Source organism: Nonomuraea antimicrobica (assembly GCF_039536965.1).
Classification (GTDB): Bacteria; Actinomycetota; Actinomycetes; order Streptosporangiales; family Streptosporangiaceae; genus Nonomuraea; species Nonomuraea antimicrobica.
Genome location: NZ_BAAAZP010000080.1, coordinates 37520 through 58289 on the forward strand (window position 1 = coordinate 37520; position 20770 = coordinate 58289).

Genomic DNA, 20770 nt, shown 5'->3' on the forward strand with positions numbered 1-20770 from the left:
CCCGGCATGCTGCCTATACAAATCGATTTGCGTCATCGTTGGGGAGTACATGACCGACTATCCGCAGCGGGTGCTGGTGACGGGGGCGGCCGGCAGCCTCGGCCGGGCCACCCTCGACCTCCTCGCGCGCCATCAGGTGGCGGCGACCGGGCTGGACCTGCGCGACCCCGGCGGCCTGCCGCTCGACCGCATGGTGGTGGGCAGCGCGGGCGATCCGGAGACCGTGCGCCGGGCGATGGAGGGCGTGACGGCCGTGATCCATCTCGCCGCGATCCCCGCTCCCTCACTGGGGACGCCCGAGGAGGTGTTCTGCGGCAACACGCGGGCCACGTTCGTGGTGCTGGAGGAGGCCGCGCGGGCGGGCGTGCGGCGCGCCGCCCTCGCCAGCAGCATGTCGGCCCTCGGGCTGGCCTGGGCGGACAGGGTGCTGCACCCGGCCTACGTGCCCATCGACGAGGAGATCCCGCTGCAGGTCGAGGACCCGTACGCGCTGTCCAAGCAGGCCGACGAGCTGACCGCGGCGATGATGAGCCGCAGGCACGGCATGACGACCGTCGCGCTGCGCTACCCCCGGCTGGGCGGCACGGAGGACAAGCTCCAGCAGACGGCGGAGGCGTGGGCCGTCGACCCGGGCGCGGGGGCCAGGGAGCTGTGGTGCTACCTCGACGTCCGCGACGCCGCGCGGGCGGCGTGGCTGGCCGTCACGCGCCCGATCGAGGGTCACCACGTGGTGGCCGTCACCGCCCCCAACACGCTGATGTCCGAACCGACCGAGGAGTTGCTGGCCGTGTTCCATCCCGACAGCGAGCGACGGGCCCCGCTGCCCGACCGCGCCGTGCCCGTCGACCTGCGCGCCGCCGAGCGGGTGCTCGGCTTCACCGCCGAATACGTGCTGCCATGACGAGCCGGAACGCGGACGTCCCCGCGACGCACGAGCCTCTGATCGGCCAGAGGGCGGACGGCCCCGTGACCGGCCCGATGGCGGAGACGCAGGCGCCCTGGCCCGCCCGCGACGGCTTGCGCATCACGCGGGTCCGGCCCATCGTCACCGCGCCAGAGGGCCCGCCCCTGGTCGTGGTGAAGATCGAGACCAGCGAGCCGGGCCTGTACGGCCTGGGCTGCGCCACGTTCACGCAGCGTTTCCACGCCGTGGCCGCCGCCGTCGAGCGGCACGTGGCGCCCATGCTGGTCGGCCGCCACCCCGCCGACATCGAGGACATCATCCGGATGATCCACCTGTCGTCGTACTGGCGTGACGGGCCGGTGCTGAACAACGCGCTGTCCGGCGTGGACATGGCCCTCTGGGACCTCGCGGGCAAGCGCGCGAACATGCCGGTCTACGAGCTGCTCGGCGGCCGGGTACGCGCCGCGGCCGACACCTACCTGCACGCGGGCGGCGCCACGGTGGAGGACACCATCGAGCAGGCCCGCGCGATCCTGGCCGCGGGTCACCGCCACGTCAGGCTCCAGACCGGGGCGCCCGGCCTCGGGCACTACGGCGCTCCCGGCAGTGCGAACGGCTACCCCGGCCACCCCTATCCCGACGGCTGGGACGTCCAGCGCTACCTGCGCGAGACCCCCCGGTTGTTCGAGCGCGCCCGCGAGGAGCTGGGGGACGAGCCCGGTCTCCTGCACGACGTGCACTCCAGGCTCACCGTCAAGCAGGCGATCGGGCTGGCGCGGGCGCTGGAGCCGTACCGGCTGTTCTTCCTGGAGGACCCGATCGCGCCCGAGTTCTACGACCGGCTCCCCGAGGTGCGGCAGGCCGCGCCGATGCCGATCGCGGCCGGTGAGCAGATCGGCTCCGTCGCCGAGGCGGCCCGGGTGGTCCTGCGGGGCGGGGTCGACCTGCTGCGGCTGCACGTCTCCTCGATCGGCGGCCTCACCCCGGCGCGCAAACTGGTGGCGCTGTGCGAGCTGACGGGGGTCGGCACGGCATGGCACGCGCCCGCGGACGTCTCCCCCGTCGGCGCGGCGGCCAACCTCGCGCTCGACGTGACGACGCCGGCGTTCCAGATCCAGGAGGGGCACGTCTACCCGGACGCGGTGCTGGAGACGTTCCCCGGGACGATCAACCCGAGGCAGGGCTACCTCTACCCCCACGACGCGCCCGGCTGGGGCGTCGACCTGGACGAGAAGGCGGCGGCCAAGCACCCACCGGCCACCCACCTGCACGAACGGTGGGCCGCCCGGGTCCGCAGGCCGGACGGAGGGCTGGAGGCGCCCTGAGATCAAAGTTCAGCGACTGAAAGGATTATGCCGATGTAATATCTCGGCATGCCGACCCCGCAGCCACCGGCCGCTCAGCCGCCAGCCCAGCCGTCGGCCCACCAGCCCGCCCACCAGTCGGCCCAGCAACCAGAACAGCGACCGGCCCAGCAGCCGGAACAACAACCGGCCAGGCGCGAGCGGAAGAAGGCCGAGACCCGGCGGGCCATCGCGGACGCCGCGCTGCGCCTGTTCGCGTTGCGCGGGTTCGACGCGGTGACGGTGAACGAGGTCGCCGAGGCGGCCGACGTGTCGGCCAAGACCGTGTTCAACCACTTCCCCGCCAAGGAGCAGCTCTTCTACAAGCACGAGCCGCTGCTGGCGGGCGACCCCGCCGAGGCGGTGCGGGGCAGGCCGGGCGGGCAGGTGGCCCTCGCGCTGGGCCGCCTGCTGCGCGCCGACCCCGTCGGGGACCTGGCGCTCTTCGGCCGGATCTACCGCGGCAGCCAGACCCTGCGCGCCCACGGCCGCGAGTTGTTCGCGGCGCGCGAGCGCGCGCTGGCCGAGACGCTGGCGGAGGAGGCGGAGGAAGCCGACGGCCTGCGTCCGCGCATCCTGGCCGCGGCGGCGCTCGGGCCGCTGCGGCAGGTGTGGGAGTCGATCCTGCTGGAGTCGGCCGAGCGGGTGCCGCCCGCCGAGGCCGTCGCGCGGGGGGTGCGCACGCTGGAGGAGGCGTACGCCGTGCTGAGCGGCGCGTTCGACGGTTTCCTCCAGGGGTGCTGGGCCGCGGCCCGGCCCGGCGGGGCGCCGATCTTCGACGAGCCGCCGCGCGCGGCCAGGGGCGAGCGGCCGAGCATCAGGCGGGTCGCCGACCTGGCCGGGGTGAGCGCGACGACCGTCTCCCACACGCTCAACGGCCGCCGCCCCGTGGCCGAGCAGACGCGGCGGCGCGTGCTGCGGGCCATCGAGGAGCTGGGCTACCGTCCCAACGTGCTCGCCCGCGGCCTGCGCACCAGCCGCAGCCAGACCGTCGGGCTGATCATCCCCGACATCACCAACCCGTTCTACCCGGCGCTCGCCCGCGGCCTTCAGGACGTGCTCGCCCCTGCCGGCTACGACCAGATCATCAGCAACACCGACGGCGTGCACGGCATCGAGCAGACCGCGATCGAGCAGATGATCGCCCGCCAGGTCGACGGGCTGGCCTTCGCCGTGTTCCACACCCACGCCGAGGACCTGCTGCCGGTCATCGAGGCCGGCATCCCGGTGGTGCGGCTCGGCGGCAGGCTGGTCCAGCAGGGCGTCGACCTGGTCCACAGCGACGACGAGGGCGGCGCGGCCGAGGCCACCCGCTATCTGCTCGGCTGCGGCTACCGCAGGATCGCGTTCGTGTGCGGCCCGGAGGCCGAGGGTCCCGCGGCCGAGCGCGTCACCGGTTACCGCGCGGCCCTCGCCGACGCGGGCGTGCCCGGCGGCGAGGCGCTCGTGGCGCACACCGGCTTCAGCCGTACGGGCGGCGCGGAGGGCGTGGCCCGGCTGCTGCAACTCGCGCGGCCGCCCGACGCGGTGCTGTGCGCGAACGACGTCATGGCGATCGGCGCCCTCGACGTGGCGGCGCGGCTGGGCCTGCGCGTCCCGGAGGACCTGGCCGTGATGGGCTTCGACGACATCGACGCGGCCGGTCTGGTCTCCCCCGGCCTGACCACGATGGCCAACCCGGCCCGCGAGATCGGCCAGGCCACGGCCATGCGGCTGCTCGAACGGCTGCGCGGCGCCATCGACGAGCCGTCGACCGAGCTGATCGTCCCCGCGCGCCTGGTACGCCGCGAGTCCGCCTGAGGCGCTTCGTGCGTCGCGAGCCCGCCTGAGACGGGACCCTTGACACGGCTTACGTTGCGTGTAGATTTCGGAATCATCTTAACGATTTGCGCATCGGCCCCAACCAGCCGCGGAGTGCGTGGGGCCGTCCCCCCATGGAGCCCCGGAAGGACGCCATGATCGCAAAACGTCGGAATCTCGCCCTCATCCTCGTCCTGGTGGCCCTGGCCTGGCTGCCGCAGGCGACCCCGGCCGCCGCCGCGAAGCTGTCCGGCAACGTGCACCTGTTCTACTACCCCTGGTACGGCACGCCCGCCGGCACCGGCGAGTGGCGCCATTGGCAGCAGGGCGGCCACACCCCGCCCGACGACATCGGCGCCGACCTCCACCCCGCCCTCGGCGCGTACGACTCCGGCGACGCCCGCGTCCTGGCCCAGCACATGAAGTGGGTCGCGCGAACCGGCGCAGGAGTGATCGTCTACAGCTGGTGGGGCCAGGGCGGTTTCGAGGACGGCCTGGCCAGGCGGGTCATGGACGCCGCCGCCGCGAGAGGCGTCAAGGTCGCCTGGCACCTGGAGCCGTACGCGGGCCGCACCGCCGCCTCCACCGTCGACGACATCCGCTACCTGCACCGCGAGTACGGCTCCCACCCGGCCTTCGCCAACATCTTCTACGTGTTCTGGAGCCTGCAGATCGCCGACTGGTCCGCGCTCGACGCGGTCAACCAGGACAACGTCATCCTCGCCCAGACCACCGACACCACGAAGATCGCCCACTTCGGCGGCATGTACACCTACGACGGCATCGCCGGGGCCACCGCTCCCGGCTGGCGGCAGGCCGGCGAGTACGCCAAGGCGAACGGGCTGATCTGGGCGCCGTCGGTCGCCCCCGGCTACATCGACGACCGCGCCGTGCCGGGGAACACCACCCCGACGGTCACCCGCGACGGCGGCGCCGCCTACGACCGGCAGTGGAACAACGCCCTCGACCCGGCCATCGGCGGCTCGCCGACCTGGATCTCCGTCACCTCGTTCAACGAGTGGCACGAGGGCTCGGTCATCGAGCCGGCCGACGGCACCCCGCCCGCGGGCCACGGCTACCAGACCTTCCAGGGCGCCTACGGCAAGCGGGGCAAGGCCGCCGAGACGGCCTACCTGGACCGGACGCGGCACTGGGTCCAGAAGTTCGAGAGCGTGCGCTAGAGCGTGCGCTAGGCGTACGGAAGGGAAGGTCCGATGACAACGACGCGCAAGCGCGCGCTCGGCCTGGCCGTGGCGCTGGTGCTGGGACTGGCCGCCTGCTCGGGCGCGGACGGCGGAGGTGGCGGGGGCGGCGGAGGCGGCCAGGAGCAGTCCGGGCAGTCGTTACGCATGTGGACGTTCAAGAAGTCGCACGCCGACGCGCTGAACAAGGCGGCGGCGCAGTTCACCGCCAAGACGGGCATCACCGTCACGGTCGAGGCGATCACCCCCGACGACGTGTTCGTCAGCAAGGTGCAGAGCGCGGCGCAGACCGGCGGGCTGCCGGACGTGCTGGAGGTGCACTCGTCCGGCGAGGACTTCGAGATGGGCACGTCGGGCCTGCTGCAGGACCTCGCCGCGGACGTCACCGACCCCTGGAAACAGCGCCTGCTGCCCACCACGCGGGAGAGCGGCGTCCTGACCCAGCGGAAGATCGACTCGGTGGCGATCGACTCGCCGATCAAGAACGGCAAGGCGGGGCAGCGCTTCAGCGTGCCGTTCACGGCGGGCGCCTTCGGCATCGTCTACGCCAACAAGGACAAGCTCCGCGCCGCCGGGCTCGATCCCGACACCCCGCCCGCGTCGTGGGAGGAGTTCCTGAAGGCGCTGGAGACCACGACCGCCAAGAACCAGGGCGGGCTGTCGCTGGGGCTGAAGGTCTCCCAGACCGGCTTCAACTGGGTCTATCTGCCGCTCGCCTTCGCCCATCTCGGCGAGGAGCGCTACCACGCCCTGTTCGGCAAGGGCACCACGCAGGGGTTCGCGTCGCCGGACGGCGTCAGGACACTGCAGGCGTACGCGGGGCTGACGCCGTACTGGATGCCCGGCGCCACGACGCTCGGCATCGACGAGGCCGACATCGCCTTCGCGCAGGGCAAGTCGGCCTTCGCCGTGGGCGGCACGTTCACGCTGGCCTTCCTCGCCCAGAACGGGCTGAGCCCCGACAAGGTGCTCGCCTTCCCCGTCCCGCCGTCGGCGCAGGGCACGCACAAGCAGATCTCGCTGGCGCCGCTCGCGCTGACCGGGCTCGGCGTGACGGCCACGACGAAGAACCGCGAGGCCGCGCTCAAGTGGATCGACTGGGTGACCTCGGCCGAGGGCGCGGGCCTGGTGGCCAAGGAGTCGCTCGACCTGCCGTCCACCGACCTCGGCACGCAGGCCGAGTCGCTGCTCGGCAGGGACCTGGCCGCGCTGCAGAAGTATTTCACCGGGCCGCCGGAGAGCGCGTACGTGGCGGCCGACGACACCTTCCTCCCCTCCGACTGGGACCAGGTCAAGCCCGGTGACGTGACCGTACGCCTGACGCCGCTGGACGAGCTGAGCCCGCAGCAGGCGGGCACGGAACTGGACAAGGTGGTGGCCTCGATGTGGAAGGCCACCCAGTGAGCACCACCTCCGTCGAACGCCCCGCGGAGCGACTGCGCGAGCGGCCGCCCGCCGGGGCGCGGGGGGAACGCTGGCGGCGCTGGGGGATCGGATGGGCGTTCGTCGCGCCCGCGGTCGTGCTGTTCCTGCTGATGGGCGGGTACACGATCGCCAGCGGTTTCCTGCTGAGCTTCGCCAAGTGGAACGGCTTCACCCCCGACTGGCGCTGGGTCGGCCTCGGGAACTACGCCGACCTGCTCTACGCGGACCCGTCGCTCGCCGCCGACCTGCGCCGGGCCGCGGGGAACACGGTGCAGGTCATGGTCGCCGTACCGGTGCTCACCGTGGTGGTGTCGCTGCCGCTGGCGATGATGCTGAACTCCGTCACGCGTCTGCGCGCCGTCCTGCGCTCGGTGTACTTCCTGCCGTACGTGACCACCGGCATCGCCGTCTACTACGCCTGGCGTTACGTGCTGGAGCCCGACGGGGCGATCAACCTGATGCTGGGCTCGCTGGGGCTGGGCAGCCTGCGGCAGCCCCAGGGGTTCCTCGGCAATCCGGACACCGCGCTGCCGACGTTGATCGTCGTCCTGGTGTGGTCGAGCGTGCCGGTCGCCACTCTGCTCTACCTCAGCGGGCTCCAGGCCATCAACGGCAACCTCATCGAGGCCGCGCGGATCGACGGGGCCGGTTCGTGGCACGTGCTGCGGCACATCATCTGGCCGCTGCTGCGGCCGATCACGGTGGCCATCGTGCTGCTGGGGATCCGCGACACGCTGCACGGGTTCCAGATCTTCCTCGTGGCCACCAACGGGGGTCCCGGGGGGCACACCGACGTGTTCGGGCTGATGGCGTACCGGCTGGCGTTCATGAAGGGGCTGGCGCCGTCGCTCGGGCACGCGAGCGCGCTGGGCTGGCTGCTGTTCGCCGGAGCCGTCCTGCTGACCCTGGCCAACGCCCGCCTGCTCCGGAGGGTCCAGTGAGGCGTTTCGCGTACGCGGGGCTGATCGCCTATGCGCTGATCAGCGTGTACCCGTTCCTCTGGATGGTGTCGGGGGCCTTCAAGACCCCCGCCGAGATCCTCGAAGGCAACCTGCTGCCGCGCGAGCCCACCCTCGACACGCTCGTCGCGACCTGGAACCGGCTGCACTTCCTCGACTACTTCCTCAACAGCCTCCAGGTCACGGCGCTGACCGTGGCCGGGGTGCTGGTGGTCTACAGCCTGGCCTCCTACGCCTTCGCCATGCTGGACTTCCCCGGCCGCAGGTTCCTGTACTGGTTCTTCGTCGCGCTGCTGTTCGTGCCGGGCATCACGATGCTGCTGCCGGTGGTGATCCTGGAGAAGAACCTCGGGCTGCTGGGCACCCATCTCGGCCTGGTGCTGCCGTTCGTCAACGGCACCGCGCCGCTGACGGTGCTGCTGCTGACCAGCAGCTACGCCGCCATCCCGCGCGAGCTGCGGGAGGCCGCCAGGTCGGACGGCGCGGGCGAGGCGCGGATCTTCTGGTCGGTGTACCTGCCGCTCACCAAACCGGCGCACGTCACCGTCGCCGTGCTGACGGCGGTGCCGACGTGGAACGAGTACGTGCTGACGCGGGTGTCGCTCTCCGACCGGTCGCGCTTCACGTTGCCGCTGGGCCTGGAGTCGCTCATCTCCAGCGAGGTACCGCACTACAACGAGGTGATGGCAGCCTCGCTGATCATCGTGCTCCCGGTGATCGCGCTCTTCCTGCTCCTGCAGCGGTACTTCGTCAACGGGCTGGTGGGGGCGATCAAGGGCTGAGCACGGCCTGTCTCAGGCGGCATGCGCCACGCGTATTTCGGTGAACAGCCGGAGCCTCACCCTGCGGGGCCGCCGCCACGCCAGCGCGGGCAGGCGCAGGCCCCAGGAGCAGAACGTCCCCTCCAGCACGACCTTCACGTACGCGGGATCGCCGGGGATCTCGGCGCACAAGACGGACACGGCGGTCTGCACCTCCTGCCGCCCGAGGCGCAGGGCCGCTGTCGGGCCGGTCTCCAGGCTCGTCGACTCCCACCGCAACACGGGCACCGGTGTCCTGGCTACGCGCGAAGGCAGCGGCAGCCGCAGCGAGAATCCCGCCAGCGAGCCGTTCGGACGCAGGAAGAAGGCGCCGCTGATCCGGCGCGGCGCGTACAGGACGCGCGGGCCCCTGCCGGTGTCCACGGACAGGGTCACCTCGGTGGCGTCCAGCGCGATCCGCCACGAGCGGGGGTCGGTGTAGAAGGAAGTCGCCATGCTTTCACCTCACCGGTTCGAGAACGCGTCCCGTTTGTCCTCTATGACGAGATCCGGCCCCCAGATGTGACGCCCGGCAGGCCGGGATCCGGGTCAGAAGTCGAAATGGTGGAAGTCGGCGGCCCTGGCCTCCTTCTCCGTGCAGAAGAACGGCCCGTGCAACGGCGTCACCGCGTAACCCTCGTCCCCGGGGACGTCGTAGCTCATGGCGGCGGCCAGACCGGTGGCGACGACGGGCAGAGCGCCGCACCTGACCACGTGGTACGGATAGCGCGTCATCGTGCCTATCCCCGGCGTGACGAACGCGATCGCGTACACGGCCACGGCCGCCACCAGCGCGCGCAGCCAGTCCGGCCGGAAGCGCAGCAGGGCGAGCAGGACCAGGCCCACGAGAAAGGCGAGCACGAACAGCACCAGGTACGGCGCCGCGAAATACCCCCACGACCGCCCCCGCAACGCGACGATCACCGCGACCAAGCCCAACGCAGGCAGTCCGGCGACGAACGCGGCCAGCCACGCGCTTGCCCGCTGAAATGACCTCATACGTGGTGTGATGATCGGCTTCGCAGGTTGGTTCCCAAGCCCGACCAGCCGGCTCCTGTCCGGTTCAGCCGACGTAGTGGAACTCTGGCGGCGGATGCATGTTCACGGCTCTGACTTTGAGGCGGGAATACAGGCGGGGGAAGGTCCGCTTCCTTGTCCGGAGTTTTCGAGCCACTGCAGGTGAGGCGGAGATGCCGGTGTCGAAGGACGTGTTCGGGCGGGGGGACGAGGCACGGCTGATCGCCTCGTTCCTCGAACGGGCGGCGGCGGACGGCGGCGCACTGCTGTTACTCGGAGAGCCCGGGATCGGCAAGACGACGCTGCTGGACGAGGCCGCCGACGCCGCCACGGCGTCCGGGTTCCGGCTGCTGCGGTCGGCGGGTGGCGAGTTCGAGGCCGACGTCGCCTTCTCCGGCCTGAACCAGACCCTCCTGCCGCTGCTCGGCGAACTTCCCGACGCCGAGCCGCTCTTCCCGGCTCTCGGGCCGGCCCCGGCGGCGGGGCCGATGGAGGTGGCCACGGCGACCCTCTCCCTCTTGCGGCGGGCCGCGCGGGCGTGTCCCCTCCTCCTGCTCGTGGACGACCTGCACCGGCTGGACCGTTCGAGCGCCGAGGTGCTGGCCTTCGTGGCCCGCCGCCTGTCCGGCACCGGGGCGGGCTTCCTGGCCGCCGCCCGGCCGGGCACGGCGGACGTCTTCGACCGCGGCTCGCTCCCCGTGCACGAGCTGGAGCGGCTGGACGACACCGCGGCGAGCGACCTGCTGCGAGCGCGGTTCCCGAGGCTGGCCCCCAGGGCGCGGGCCCGCGTGCTGGCCGAGGCGCAGGGGAACCCGCTGGCCCTGCTGGAGCTGGCCGCCGAGGTCGGCGGGCGGGCGGACTGTCCCGTGACGGCCGTCCCCGGGCAGCCCCGGTCGGCCGAGCGGGTGCGGGCGTCGTTCGCGGCCGGGGTGGCGGCGCTGCCGGCGGCGACCAGGGAGCTGCTGCTGCTCGCCGTGCTGGACGGTTCCGGCGACCCTGCCGTGCTGCGGTCCGCGTCCGGCGACGCCGAGCTGCTCGGCCTCGTCCCGGCGGAGCGGGCGGGCATGGTGCGGGTCGACGAGCAGACGGCGCGGATCGCGTTCCGGCATCCGCTGATCAGGGCCGGGGTGGTCGCGACGGCGACCGCCCCCGAGCGCCGCCGGGCGCACCTCGCGCTCGCGCGGTCGCTGGCCGATCGGCCGCAGCGCCGGGCCTGGCACCTCGCCAAGGCGGCCGTGCGGCCGGACGAGGAGGTCGCGACTCTCCTGGAGACGGCCGCGACGGCGGAGAAGGGGGACGCGCTCGGCGCGTCGGCGGCCCTGCTGCGGGCGGCCGAGCTGAGCCCCCGTCCGGCCGACCGGGCCCGCCGCCTGGTACGCGCCGCCTACGTCGGACGGGAGCGTGACGACCTGCGCGAGGTCGGCCGGCTGCTGGCCGGGGCCGAACGGAGCGATCCCGGCTCGGCCGCGACGCTGGAGGCGGCGGTCGCCAGGGCCTACCTGCTGCTCACCGAGGACGGTGACATCGACGCCGCCCACCGCCTGCTGGCCGGGGCCGTCGAGCGGCACGGCGACCAGGCGCAGGTGGCGGACGCGATCCAGATGCTCCTCCAGGTGTGCTGGTTCGCGGGCCGGGCCGAGCTGTGGAAACCGCTTGAGGCTGCCGTCGCCCGCCACGGCCCGCGCCTGCCCGAGACCCTGCCCCTGGCCCTCGCCTGCCACGCCGATCCGGCGCGGGTCACGCCGCGCGAGCTGGCCCGGCTGGACGCCGCCATCGCCGGCCTGGGCGAGGCGACCGTCCCTGCGGACCTCGTACGGATCTCCGGGTCGGCGTTCTTCCTCGACCGGCTGGGCGACTGCCGGCAGAGCCTGCTCCGGGTGGTCGCCGACGGCCGGGCGGGAGGCGGCAGCGCCTCCGCGCACACCGGCCTGATCGCGCTGTCCATGGACGACTTCCTCACGGGCCGCTGGGAGGAGGCCGACGTCCTCCTCGACGAGCTGCTCCAGCTCTCCCGGACGCTCGGCTACGGAATGGTGTGGCCGGCCCAGCACGTGCAGGCCCTGCTGGCCGCCGCCCGCGGTGATTTCGCCACGGCCGCCGCGCTGACCGGCGAGATGTCCCGGTGGGCCGAGCCGCGCGGGATGCACGCGGTCCGCTGGTACGCCCACCACGCCCGTACGCTCGCCGCACTCGGGCAGGGCGACTTCGAGGACGCCTACCTGCACGCCACCGCCGTCAGCCCGCCCGGCACGTTCGCCCCCCGCGTCCCGCACGCGCTCTGGGTGGCCATGGACCTCGTCGAGGCGGCCGTGCACACCAACCGCCGGGCCGAGGCCGCCGCGCACGTCGCCGCCATGCGCGAGACCGGGATCGCCGCGCTGTCACCCCGGCTCGCGCTGCTGGCAGGGGCGTCGGCCGCGATGGCCGCCCCGGACGACGAGGCCGGCGCGCTGTTCGAGGCGGCGCTCGCGCTCCCCGGCGTCGACCGGTGGCCGTTCGACCTGGCCCGCGTACGGCTCGCCTACGGCGCCCGGCTGCGGCGGGCCCGCGCCAGGATCAGGGCGCGCGAGCACCTCACGGCGGCGCTGGAGGCGTTCCAGTGGCTCGGCGCGAAGCCGTGGGCCCAGCGGGCGGGCAACGAGCTGCGCGCCACCGGGCGAACCCTCGCCCGGGGCGCCACGTCCGCCCAGACCCGGCTCACCCCCCAGGAACACCAGATCGCCGCGCTGGCCGCCGAGGGGATGACCAACAAGCAGATCGGCGAGCGGCTCAAGCTGTCGCACCGTACGGTCAGCTCGCACCTGCACCGGCTCTACCCCAAGCTCGGCATCGCCACCCGGTCGGCGCTCAGCGGCGCCCTGGCCAGGCTCCAGCCGCCGCCCCCCGCCCGATGATCGGCATGCATCGGCGCGTACGGCGTCATTTGACGCTAGAGAACCGCCTGCGGCCGACGTGAGGATCGGTCTCGTCCGACCGAGACACCTTGCTCTCAGCAAAGGAGACGGAAATGCCCGCCGATCCCACCGAGATCTCGATCGACAACTCGGCCGTCGTGCTGATCGACCATCAGCCGTGGGTCGCGTTCATGCTGCAGATCGACCACACCCTCATGCTCAACAACGTCACGACCCTGGCCCGCGCCGCCAAGGCCGTCGGCGTGCCGACCGTCCTGACCACGGTGGCGGCCAAGGGCACCAGCCCGCTCGCAGACCCCATCTTCACGCAGATCAGCGACGTGTTCCCAGAGATCACCCCGATCGACAGGACGACGACGGCCGCGTGGTCCGACCCGAACCTGCGCGACGCGGTCGCAGCCACCGGCCGCAGGAAGCTGGTCATGGCGGGTCTGTCGACCGAGGTGTGCCTCGCCCAGACGGTGCTGGGCGCGCTCAAGGACGGATATGAGGTCTTCTTCGTCAGCGAGTGCTCGGGCGGGCTCACGCCCGAGGCCCACGAGGACGGGAAGACCCGCATGATCCAGGCCGGCGCCCGCCCGGTGAGCGTGTCGGTCCTCATCAGCGAGTGGACGCCCGTGGTCACCTCACCGGAACGGGCCAAGCTCATGAACGTCATGCTGGAGACCGGCGGGTCGGTGTCGCTCGCGATGCAGTACGTCATGGCGCAGACCGACGCGGGAATCCCGCGCACCTCCCCCGAGTAGGTCCCGGCTACGAGACCCGCCCGGCAGGGCCGGCGGCGAGGGCGCGCGCCGTCGCCGTGCCCCTGCCGGGCGCGTAGCCGGGGACGTGGCCTTCGTACAGGACGATCCCGCCGTGCTTGCCGGGCCCGGGCCCCAGGTCGATCAGCCAGTCGGCGTGCCGGATGACGTCCAGGTTGTGCTCGATCACCACCACGGTGTGCCCCTGCTCGGAGAGCGTGTCCAGCACGCGGAGCAGGGTGCCGATGTCGCTGGGGTGCAGGCCGGTCGTGGGCTCGTCCATCAGGTACGTGGTGGGCCGCTCGGTGTCGCGCAACTCCTTGGCGATCTTCACGCGCTGGCACTCGCCTCCCGAGAGCGTGCTGAGCGACTGGCCCAGCCCGAGGTATCCGAGGCCGACCTGCGACAGGTGCCGCAGTGCCTTGGCGATGCTCCGGTCGGACAGGACCTCGATGGCCTGGTCGACGGAGAGGGCGTCGACGTCGGCGATGGACAGGCCCGCGACGGTGTAGGCGAGCACGGCGGGGGTGAAGCGCCGTCCCTGGCAGGTCTCGCAGACGACCTCCTGGCCGTCCATGAAGGCCAGGTCGGTGTAGATGATCCCGAGGCCCTTGCACTCGGGGCAGGCGCCCTCCGAGTTCGCGCTGAACAGGGCGGCGGGCACGCCGTTGTGCCGGGCGAACAGCTTGCGGATGGCCGGTGCGATGCCCGTGTAGGTGATGGGGGTGGACCGGCGGCTGGTGCTGACCGGCCGCTGGTCGATCACGGTGACGTCGTGCTGCTCGGCCAGTTCGGCGGCGAGGCTGGACTTCCCCGAGCCCGCGACGCCGGTGAGCACGGTCATCACGCCGGTGGGCACGTCCACGGTGACGCCCCGCAGGTTGTTGCGGGTCGCGTCCTCGATCCGCAGCGCCCCCTTGGCCGGGCGCGGGGTCCGTACGCCCGCCCGACGCGGGGAGAGCGCGCGGCCGGTGTGGGTGCCGGCCTGTTCGAGGTCCCCGAAGGTGCCCTGGAAGACGAGGCTGCCCCCGTCGGATCCGGCGCCGGGGCCGATCTCGATGATCTGGTCGGCGACCGCCATCACGGCGGGGTCGTGCTCGACGACGAGAACGCTGTTCCCGCTGTCGCGCAGCCGTCCGAGCAGCCGGGTCACGGACTCGATGTCGGTGGGATGGAGCCCGACCGTGGGCTCGTCGAACACATAGATCATCTCGGTGAGGCTGGAGCCGAGGTGTTTCACGATCTTGACGCGCTGGGACTCCCCGCCCGAGAGCGTCGTGGTCGCGCGGGCCAGGGTGAGGTAGCCCAGGCCGATGGCGTCCATGGCGTCGAGCCTGGAGCCGAGCGCGGCCACGGCGGGGGCGACGTGCGGCGAGTCGATCCGCCGGACGAGTTCGGCCAGCTCGGTGACCTCCAGGCGGGACAGCTCGCCGATCGTGTGCCCCAGCACCGTGGCGGAGCGGGACCGCTCGTTGAGCCGGTCGCCGCCGCAGTCGGGGCAGACCTCGGAGCGGGTGAACCGGCGGACGGCCTCCATCTTGCGTTCCGACAGGTTGTCGGCGGTGTGGAGATAGATGCGCTCGAACCGCTGGACGACTCCCTCGTACTCCTGGGCCGGTCTGCGCCCCAGCCGGGCCGCCGCCTCGCCGCCGTGGAGCAGGGCCTCGCGCTCGTCCTGGCTCCAGTCGCGCAGCGGGGTGTCCGGGTCGAAGACGCCGATGTCGGCGTACTGCGCGTACCAGTAGCCGCCGTTGCCGAAGCCGGGAAGGGTGATCGCGCCCTGCTTCAGCGACTTGTCCAGGTCGAGGAACCGGTCCACGGCCGAGGCGACGACCTCGCCCAGTCCCGAGCACGTCGGGCACATCCCGGCCGGGTCGTTGAAGGAGAAGTGGTTGGATTCGCCCACGAGGGGTTCGCTGAGCCGCGAGTACACCAATCTCAGGTAGCTCCAGGTGTCGGTGATCGTGCCGACCGTCGAGCGCGCGTTGCCGCCGATGCGCCGCTGGTCGATCACCACGACCGGGGAGAGCCCCTCGATGTGCTCGACGTCCGGACGCGTCCACTTCGGCAGCCGGTTCCTGACGAACGGCGGGAAGGTGTCGTTGAGCTGGTAACCGGCCTCCGCCGCGATCGTGTCGAAGACCAGCGACGACTTTCCCGACCCCGACAGGCCGGCGAAGACGACGAGGCGGCTGCGGGGGATCTCCACGTCCAAAGAGCGGAGGTTGTTCGTACGGGCTCCCTTGATGGAGATACTGCGCTGCACCATGTCCCTGACCGTAGGGGCAGATGTGGCCGGATGTTGACCGTAATTCGGCGCATGATGGAGTCATGGCCGATGTGACCGAACGCATGCTGGCCCTGCTGTCGACCTTGCAGACGGGCCGCCCTTTCAGCGGGGAGGAGCTGGCCTCCCGGCTGGCCGTGAGCCCGCGTACCGTCCGCCGCGACGTCGAGCGGCTGCGGGGCTACGGGTATCCCGTGGAGACGCAGCCCGGCCCCGGCGGGTTCTACCGGCTGGTGGCGGGCCGGACGATGCCGCCGCTCGTCCTCGACGACGACGAGGCGATCGCGGTGCTGCTCGGTCTCGCCACGCTCGCCGCCGTCCGCTCCGACGAGGACGGCTCGCTCGACGACGCGGCCACCCGCGCCTACGGCAAGCTCGACCAGTTCCTCCCGGCCAGGCTCCGCCCGCGCGCGGCCGCGCTGCGCGCCGGGCTGGAGACCGGGCAGCAGCGCTCACCCGGTGTGAACGCCGAGGTCGTGGCCGCCCTCGCCGAGGCGATCGGCGACCGGGAGAACGTGTCGTTCGACTACGTGGACCGGCACGGGGCGGCGAGCCGGCGGCGGGTGGAGCCGCACCGGCAGGTCCACCTGCATCTGCGCTGGTACCTGCTGGGCTGGGATCTGGACAGGGGCGACTGGCGGGTGTTCCGCATCGACCGCGTCGGCGACCTCGTACGCACCGGCGTACGTCACGACGCCCGGCGGCTGCCGGCCGACACCGCCCTGTCGTACCTGCGCCAGGGCATGAACGCGGACCGCCGGCGGGTCCGGCTCGCCGTACGGGCGGGGCCGCGCGAGGTCGCCGACGCGCTGAAGTACCAGGACGCCGAGATCGAGGGCGTCGGCGACCGGGAGACCCGGGTCGATCTCTGGCTCGACTCCTGGGAGTGGCTCGTGCTCAATCTCGCGTTCCTGGACGCCGACTTCACCATCGTCGAGTCCGCGGACTTCCGGGCCTCGTGCGCCGCCTTCGCCCACCGCCTGCTCGCCGCGGCGTCGGACCCGCAATAGGCGCACTCGGGAGCCCCGGCCGGAGCGCGCAGATTGGCCCTGCTCTCACCCGCGCATATCGTCCGGCAGGACCAGTGCAGGCATGAGCCTCCGCAACTCCTCGTTCGCGGTCCAGGCCCTCGATGGCCCAGCGGTCGAGGAGAGCGGGTTTCGGGTGGGGCGGGTTGGTGTCTGGGCTCGAACGTGAGCGAGTGCCGGCGCGTGGGGCGGTCGGCACTCGGGCCAGCGCGTCGGATCAGGCTGCCTGCGGCAGGTCCTCACCGCTCTCGTCGTCCTCATCGGCCGGCTTGTTGGAGCGGAACTCCAGCACCCAGTGCCTACTCCTGCACACGGCAACCCAAAGTAGCCAAATATCGCATATCACCTCAAAAGTAACATCTTGACCGTGAGCCACTCCCACAGCTAATGTCTGCGTAATTGATGATCTTCGTCAAAGATCGGAGACACGTGGCCCATTCGCCCACCTTCCGAAGCAGAACTCGCTTACGTGGCATCATCATTGGCCTTGCGACCGTACCCCTCCTCGCAACATCTCTCACCCTCCCCTCGTCGGCAGGCGCCACGACCAACGACTCCACCCAGCAGATAAACTCCCAGTCCGACTCACAGATGGGTCCCGTTGAGTTACTTGGTGCGGCGACCGAAACCGTCCGCTACTGGAAATACCCTGACGGACGCGTAAGCACAGAAATCTGGCCACGTCCCGTACGCGTGAAGAAAAGCGGCACCTGGGCATGGATAGACACCACCCTGGTGAAGCAGGACGGTGTCGTCAAGCCCAGGGTCATCAAGGGGGAGCTGTCTCTGCCCGGAGACCGCGCGGACGCAGCCACCACCTTTACGCCCGCGCCCGGCCAGTCCATCGAACTGTCGTGGCCCACGCCTCTGCCTGCTCCCCGTCTGGAAGGCAATCGAGCCACTTACCCTGACGCAGCCGGCCGGGGAGCAGACCTGGTGGTCACCGCTCTAGCGACCGGATTCCGCTACGACGTGGTTTTACGAGATCGGCCGAGCAAGGAACTGGAACTCGAGATCCCCGTTCGGGGCGAGGGTGTCAAAGTACGCAAATCCACCGACGGAAGACTTCGGGTGGCCGACAAGGACAACCGCGATGTGGCCCTTGCAGCCAAACCGCTCCTTCGCGGAAATGGGAGCATCAAGAACCACAGCGAGAAGACAGGGTCGGTGGATACGAGCGTAGTCACCGCAGACGGTCAACAAATTGTTCGGCTCAAGCCTGATCAGGCATTTCTCGCTGATCGCGCCACCTCGTACCCCGTCACCATCCAAGCCGCGTTCAGCCTCACGCCAACAGCCGACGCAGACGTGTGGAGTGTCGGTCCCGACGATTCAAACGGTGACGGCGCGTTCCTCAAGGCAGGCACAGAGTCCGACGGTAGCAAGTCGCGCGCCTACCTGAAGTTCGACATGTCTCCCTTGGTCGGGCAGCAGATCAGCAACGTGACATTGTCCTTGCTTAATATCGGTGGACCCTCTTGCGGTACTGCGGTTGGTGCCGGAATCCAGGTTCGCCGGGTCACGGGCATCTGGAGTCCATCGACCGTGACATGGTCCAACCAGCCGGGCAACACCACCGAGAACGCGGTCACCAACAGGAACAGTATCGGCGGGTCATGTGAGCCCGCCGCGATGAATTGGGACATCACCGCCATGGCCCGCCAGTGGGCAACAGACGCTGGCAACTACGGTGTGGTTCTCATGTCGCCCACTGAACAGGCTAGCGCCAACTACCGAATCTTCCCCTCCTCTGAGGACGCCGACTTCAACGATCCGCCCAAGATCATCGCCAGCTTCGATCCGGTTGGGCAGCCCACGACGCTGTATCCCGCAGGACCAGACGGCGTCGAGGTGATCTCCGCACCAGCGAACTGGCGCACTGGCCACCTGCAAATGGCCGAAGCCCAGGCGCACGCACTCAGTAACGCCTATGATCGCGTTGAGACCAACGGCAGTGCGCTCGCGGATCCGTACGTGGACATGGTCAGCGGTCAAATCATCGTTCCGGCCGCCACCGCCGACGGCCACGCTATCGGCTCTGCCCCACTGGCCGGCACGGCTTACCTGGGCCTCGGAGGCGTGGACTGGACTCTTCCCGGAGAATACACCGGAGATGATTCCGACGAAGACGCCGAAGGGATTGCTGGCCCGTCAGAGGATTACACGTTCACCCCGCGCATCTCCGACGTGACCAACAGCTACACCACGCTATCCACCATTACACAAGAAGTCGTGACCCTGGACACCACGCAATTGCCGGGCGCCGACGCCATTGTCGCCGCGGGGGCATGGCCCGAACGAAACCAGGTCCTCATCACTGCTAACGCTGTGTCATCCGAGATGCGGCAGGCCCTGGCCCAGCGGTACGGCACGAACAGCATCGTCATCTGGCTGAACCCGGACGCCACCAGGCTCGCGACTCACGACACACGCAATAGCGATAACGACGACTACGTCAACGGTGGGGGACGGTTCGTCAGCAACGCAGGATTCCAATGCACCATGGGGTTTGCCTGGAATCAGGGAGGCGAAAGGCGCATAATCACGGCGGGACACTGTCTGCCCGACGATGGCACTCTCGGTAGCATCCCGTACGGGCTCCGCTTGGTCAGCACCTGGAAGGATGGCACGGGATCAGTCAAGCTTCCCGGAAAGTCCACCACCCATGGAGATAGCGCGCTAGTTTCGATGCTCAACCCGAAGAAGCCAACAGCGTCCATATTCGTTGGCAGCGCAACGTCCGCCAGCAAGCGCCCGGTCAGGCGAAGCTGGACGCGGCGTGCCGTGCCTGGAGATCTGTACTGTGTCGGAGGTGCGACATCGGGACAGATATGCAATTACGAAGTCGGGATCACCGAGCAAAGCTGGCCGCTGAACAATCCGGACGGATCATTCGCTGGCACCATCAACAAGGGCCAGAAGGGGTCCAGGCTAGGTTCATGCTCAACGGGGGGCGACTCCGGAGGGCCGGTCTACACCATCGAACCCGACGGCTACGTGATCGCGAAAGGCATCTACTCCGGCGGGAAGTCGGTCGGTCCCCTGTGTGAAACAATTTTCACCGACATCGACGATGTCCGACGCGCGTACGGCGGCGACGTCATGAAGCGCCGATAGGAATAGATCACCTCAATGTCCTCAGCCCTTATCGCAACAAGCAGCAAGGCACTGGTCGTGGCAACGGCGCTCCTCACCATGACCGCTTGCAGCCAGGCTCAATGGCAACAGATTCAGGTGGCGACATTATCACCGGACGAGCGCACATTGACCGTGGAAGTGAGCTTTGGGACGCCTGAGACCAGGCCCAGGGAATGCGAGCGGGTGACGGATACCGAGGTGCGCGAGTCTCCCTCCCAGGTAATCATCGGGGTGCAGGTGCATGACACCTGTTCGAGCCCTTGGCCCTGGGAGGGCGACACGCTCAGCGTCGCCTATGTGCGCCGAGTGCCACTCCAGCTTCACGAGCCGCTCGCAGGACGGACAGTGCTCAACAATACTGGCCACGACCTCGTAGCGATCAACCGGTCGTAGGCGCTTCGCTGTCGAGGACCAGGTGCTCAGCAGTGGCGGCCGCCTCGTCGGCGTCGTAGGCCGCGCGACGGTGACGGCGTACCGCTGGCACTCGCCGAATTCGCCGCTGTTACTGTCGCTGTCGCAGGTGAGGCGTTCACCTTCGACGAGCCCGGCGACGTACAGCACGGGGCCACACGCGCGGGTGTGTCGGTGGGTGATCAGGCGGCGATACCCAAGTGCCTTCGCCGCCCGCCAGACGGTGCCGTACAGCATCGAGTTGGCGTTGGGGGTGCCGTCCGTCGTGGTCCTGGTGATCTCCGGAACAACGGGCCGCCCTGTGGCGGTTGGTGAAGGTGTGAGGGTTGATCGGAGGCCGCGGCTGGACGCGGAGTGGGAACAACACAGACCTGCCGTCTTCGGCGCCGCCTATCGCCTGCTCGGCAGCGTGGCGGAGGCCGAGGACGTGGTGCAGGACGTGTGGCTGCGGGCCGCGGCCTCCGATCTGGACGACGTGGTGGACCTGCGGGCGTGGCTGGTCACGGTCGCGGCGCGGACCTCGTACAACGTGCTGGGCTCGGCCCGCGTGCGCAAGGACGGCTACGTCGGGCCGTGGCTGCCCGAGCCGCTGCTGACCGGCCCCGACACCGCCGACCGGGTGCTGGTGGACGAGTCGGTGAGTACGGCGATGCTGCTGGTGATGCGGGAGCTGACGCCGCCGGAGCGGGTGGCGTTCGTCCTGCACGACGTCTTCGAGCTGCCGTTCGAGCAGATCGCGGGGGTGCTCGGCAGGTCGTCGGCGGCCTGCCGCAAGCTGGCCTCGCGGGCGCGGCAGCG

At 70.6% G+C, this 20770-nt stretch carries 16 protein-coding genes; 13 read left to right on the forward strand and 3 right to left on the reverse strand.

The window, feature by feature from the left end; all coding sequences use genetic code 11:
• Nucleotides 1-49 precede the first annotated feature (49 nt).
• The 7 genes from ABD844_RS20985 (at nt 50) to ABD844_RS21015 (ending at nt 8415) form a co-directional block, all read left to right on the forward strand.
• Nucleotides 50-901: an NAD-dependent epimerase/dehydratase family protein gene (locus ABD844_RS20985; RefSeq protein ID WP_344880234.1), complete on the forward strand. Its 852-nt coding sequence runs from the start codon at nt 50-52 to the stop codon at nt 899-901.
• Nucleotides 898-2229, forward strand: a complete 1332-nt coding sequence (locus tag ABD844_RS20990) for an enolase C-terminal domain-like protein (protein ID WP_344880237.1) — start codon at nt 898-900, stop codon at nt 2227-2229. Before ABD844_RS20985 ends, ABD844_RS20990 begins: the two co-directional genes overlap by 4 nt.
• A gap of 48 nt (nt 2230-2277) precedes the next feature.
• Entirely contained in the window at nt 2278-4047 is a 1770-nt protein-coding gene (locus ABD844_RS20995) for a substrate-binding domain-containing protein (protein WP_344880240.1), read from the forward strand.
• A gap of 155 nt (nt 4048-4202) precedes the next feature.
• Nucleotides 4203-5228: a glycoside hydrolase family 99 protein gene (locus ABD844_RS21000; protein WP_344880244.1), complete on the forward strand. Its 1026-nt coding sequence runs from the start codon at nt 4203-4205 to the stop codon at nt 5226-5228.
• 33 nt (nt 5229-5261) lie between these two features.
• Nucleotides 5262-6653, forward strand: coding sequence for an ABC transporter substrate-binding protein (locus tag ABD844_RS21005; RefSeq protein WP_344880247.1), 1392 nt, complete (start codon nt 5262-5264; stop codon nt 6651-6653).
• Nucleotides 6650-7615, forward strand: a complete 966-nt coding sequence (locus tag ABD844_RS21010) for a carbohydrate ABC transporter permease (RefSeq protein ID WP_344880250.1) — start codon at nt 6650-6652, stop codon at nt 7613-7615. The genes ABD844_RS21005 and ABD844_RS21010 overlap by 4 nt, the downstream gene beginning before the upstream one ends.
• Complete coding sequence (locus ABD844_RS21015; RefSeq protein ID WP_344880253.1) at nt 7612-8415, forward strand: carbohydrate ABC transporter permease; 804 nt, start codon at nt 7612-7614, stop codon at nt 8413-8415. Before ABD844_RS21010 ends, ABD844_RS21015 begins: the two co-directional genes overlap by 4 nt.
• 12 nt (nt 8416-8427) lie before the next feature.
• Here ABD844_RS21015 and ABD844_RS21020 read toward each other — a convergent pair whose 3' ends face one another.
• Complete coding sequence (locus tag ABD844_RS21020; RefSeq protein ID WP_344880256.1) at nt 8428-8889, reverse strand: hypothetical protein; 462 nt, start codon at nt 8887-8889, stop codon at nt 8428-8430.
• A 93-nt stretch (nt 8890-8982) separates the two neighbouring features.
• On the reverse strand, nt 8983-9432 hold the full coding sequence (locus ABD844_RS21025) for a hypothetical protein (protein WP_344880259.1): 450 nt from the start codon (nt 9430-9432) through the stop codon (nt 8983-8985).
• Between the two features lie 191 nt (nt 9433-9623).
• Here ABD844_RS21025 and ABD844_RS21030 point away from each other — a divergent pair, with 191 nt between their 5' ends.
• On the forward strand, nt 9624-12344 hold the full coding sequence (locus ABD844_RS21030) for a helix-turn-helix transcriptional regulator (RefSeq protein ID WP_344880261.1): 2721 nt from the start codon (nt 9624-9626) through the stop codon (nt 12342-12344).
• Nucleotides 12345-12457: 113 nt separating this feature from the next.
• The gene (locus tag ABD844_RS21035; RefSeq protein WP_344880265.1) at nt 12458-13111 is read left to right on the forward strand and encodes an isochorismatase family protein; all 654 of its coding nucleotides are present in this window, start codon (nt 12458-12460) and stop codon (nt 13109-13111) included.
• Nucleotides 13112-13118: 7 nt separating this feature from the next.
• Here ABD844_RS21035 and ABD844_RS21040 read toward each other — a convergent pair whose 3' ends face one another.
• Nucleotides 13119-15377, reverse strand: a complete 2259-nt coding sequence (locus tag ABD844_RS21040; RefSeq protein ID WP_344880268.1) for an ATP-binding cassette domain-containing protein — start codon at nt 15375-15377, stop codon at nt 13119-13121.
• A 62-nt stretch (nt 15378-15439) separates the two neighbouring features.
• Here ABD844_RS21040 and ABD844_RS21045 point away from each other — a divergent pair, with 62 nt between their 5' ends.
• The 4 genes from ABD844_RS21045 to ABD844_RS21060 all read left to right on the forward strand — a co-directional run.
• Entirely contained in the window at nt 15440-16405 is a 966-nt protein-coding gene (locus ABD844_RS21045; protein ID WP_344880271.1) for a helix-turn-helix transcriptional regulator, read from the forward strand.
• A gap of 420 nt (nt 16406-16825) precedes the next feature.
• Nucleotides 16826-19540: a DNRLRE domain-containing protein gene (locus ABD844_RS21050; protein WP_344880286.1), complete on the forward strand. Its 2715-nt coding sequence runs from the start codon at nt 16826-16828 to the stop codon at nt 19538-19540.
• Between the two features lie 57 nt (nt 19541-19597).
• Nucleotides 19598-19954 (forward strand): hypothetical protein, encoded by a 357-nt coding sequence (locus ABD844_RS21055; protein WP_344880274.1) that lies wholly within the window; start codon nt 19598-19600, stop codon nt 19952-19954.
• Between the two features lie 337 nt (nt 19955-20291).
• On the forward strand, nt 20292-20770 hold a 479-nt coding region (locus ABD844_RS21060; protein WP_344880277.1), incomplete at its 3' end, for a sigma-70 family RNA polymerase sigma factor.

Bases quoted from the DNA above. Each gene is read 5' to 3' on its own strand.
- ABD844_RS20985 (WP_344880234.1), top strand. From the start codon at position 50: ATGACCGACTATCCGCAGCGGGTGCTGGTGACGGGGGCGGCCGGCAGC.
- ABD844_RS20990 (WP_344880237.1), top strand. From the start codon at position 898: ATGACGAGCCGGAACGCGGACGTCCCCGCGACGCACGAGCCTCTGATC.
- ABD844_RS20995 (WP_344880240.1), top strand. From the start codon at position 2,278: ATGCCGACCCCGCAGCCACCGGCCGCTCAGCCGCCAGCCCAGCCGTCG.
- ABD844_RS21000 (WP_344880244.1), top strand. From the start codon at position 4,203: ATGATCGCAAAACGTCGGAATCTCGCCCTCATCCTCGTCCTGGTGGCC.
- ABD844_RS21005 (WP_344880247.1), top strand. From the start codon at position 5,262: ATGACAACGACGCGCAAGCGCGCGCTCGGCCTGGCCGTGGCGCTGGTG.
- ABD844_RS21020 (WP_344880256.1), bottom strand. From the start codon at position 8,889: ATGGCGACTTCCTTCTACACCGACCCCCGCTCGTGGCGGATCGCGCTG.
- ABD844_RS21025 (WP_344880259.1), bottom strand. From the start codon at position 9,432: ATGAGGTCATTTCAGCGGGCAAGCGCGTGGCTGGCCGCGTTCGTCGCC.
- ABD844_RS21030 (WP_344880261.1), top strand. From the start codon at position 9,624: ATGCCGGTGTCGAAGGACGTGTTCGGGCGGGGGGACGAGGCACGGCTG.
- ABD844_RS21035 (WP_344880265.1), top strand. From the start codon at position 12,458: ATGCCCGCCGATCCCACCGAGATCTCGATCGACAACTCGGCCGTCGTG.
- ABD844_RS21040 (WP_344880268.1), bottom strand. From the start codon at position 15,377: ATGGTGCAGCGCAGTATCTCCATCAAGGGAGCCCGTACGAACAACCTC.
- ABD844_RS21045 (WP_344880271.1), top strand. From the start codon at position 15,440: ATGGCCGATGTGACCGAACGCATGCTGGCCCTGCTGTCGACCTTGCAG.
- ABD844_RS21050 (WP_344880286.1), top strand. From the start codon at position 16,826: ATGATCTTCGTCAAAGATCGGAGACACGTGGCCCATTCGCCCACCTTC.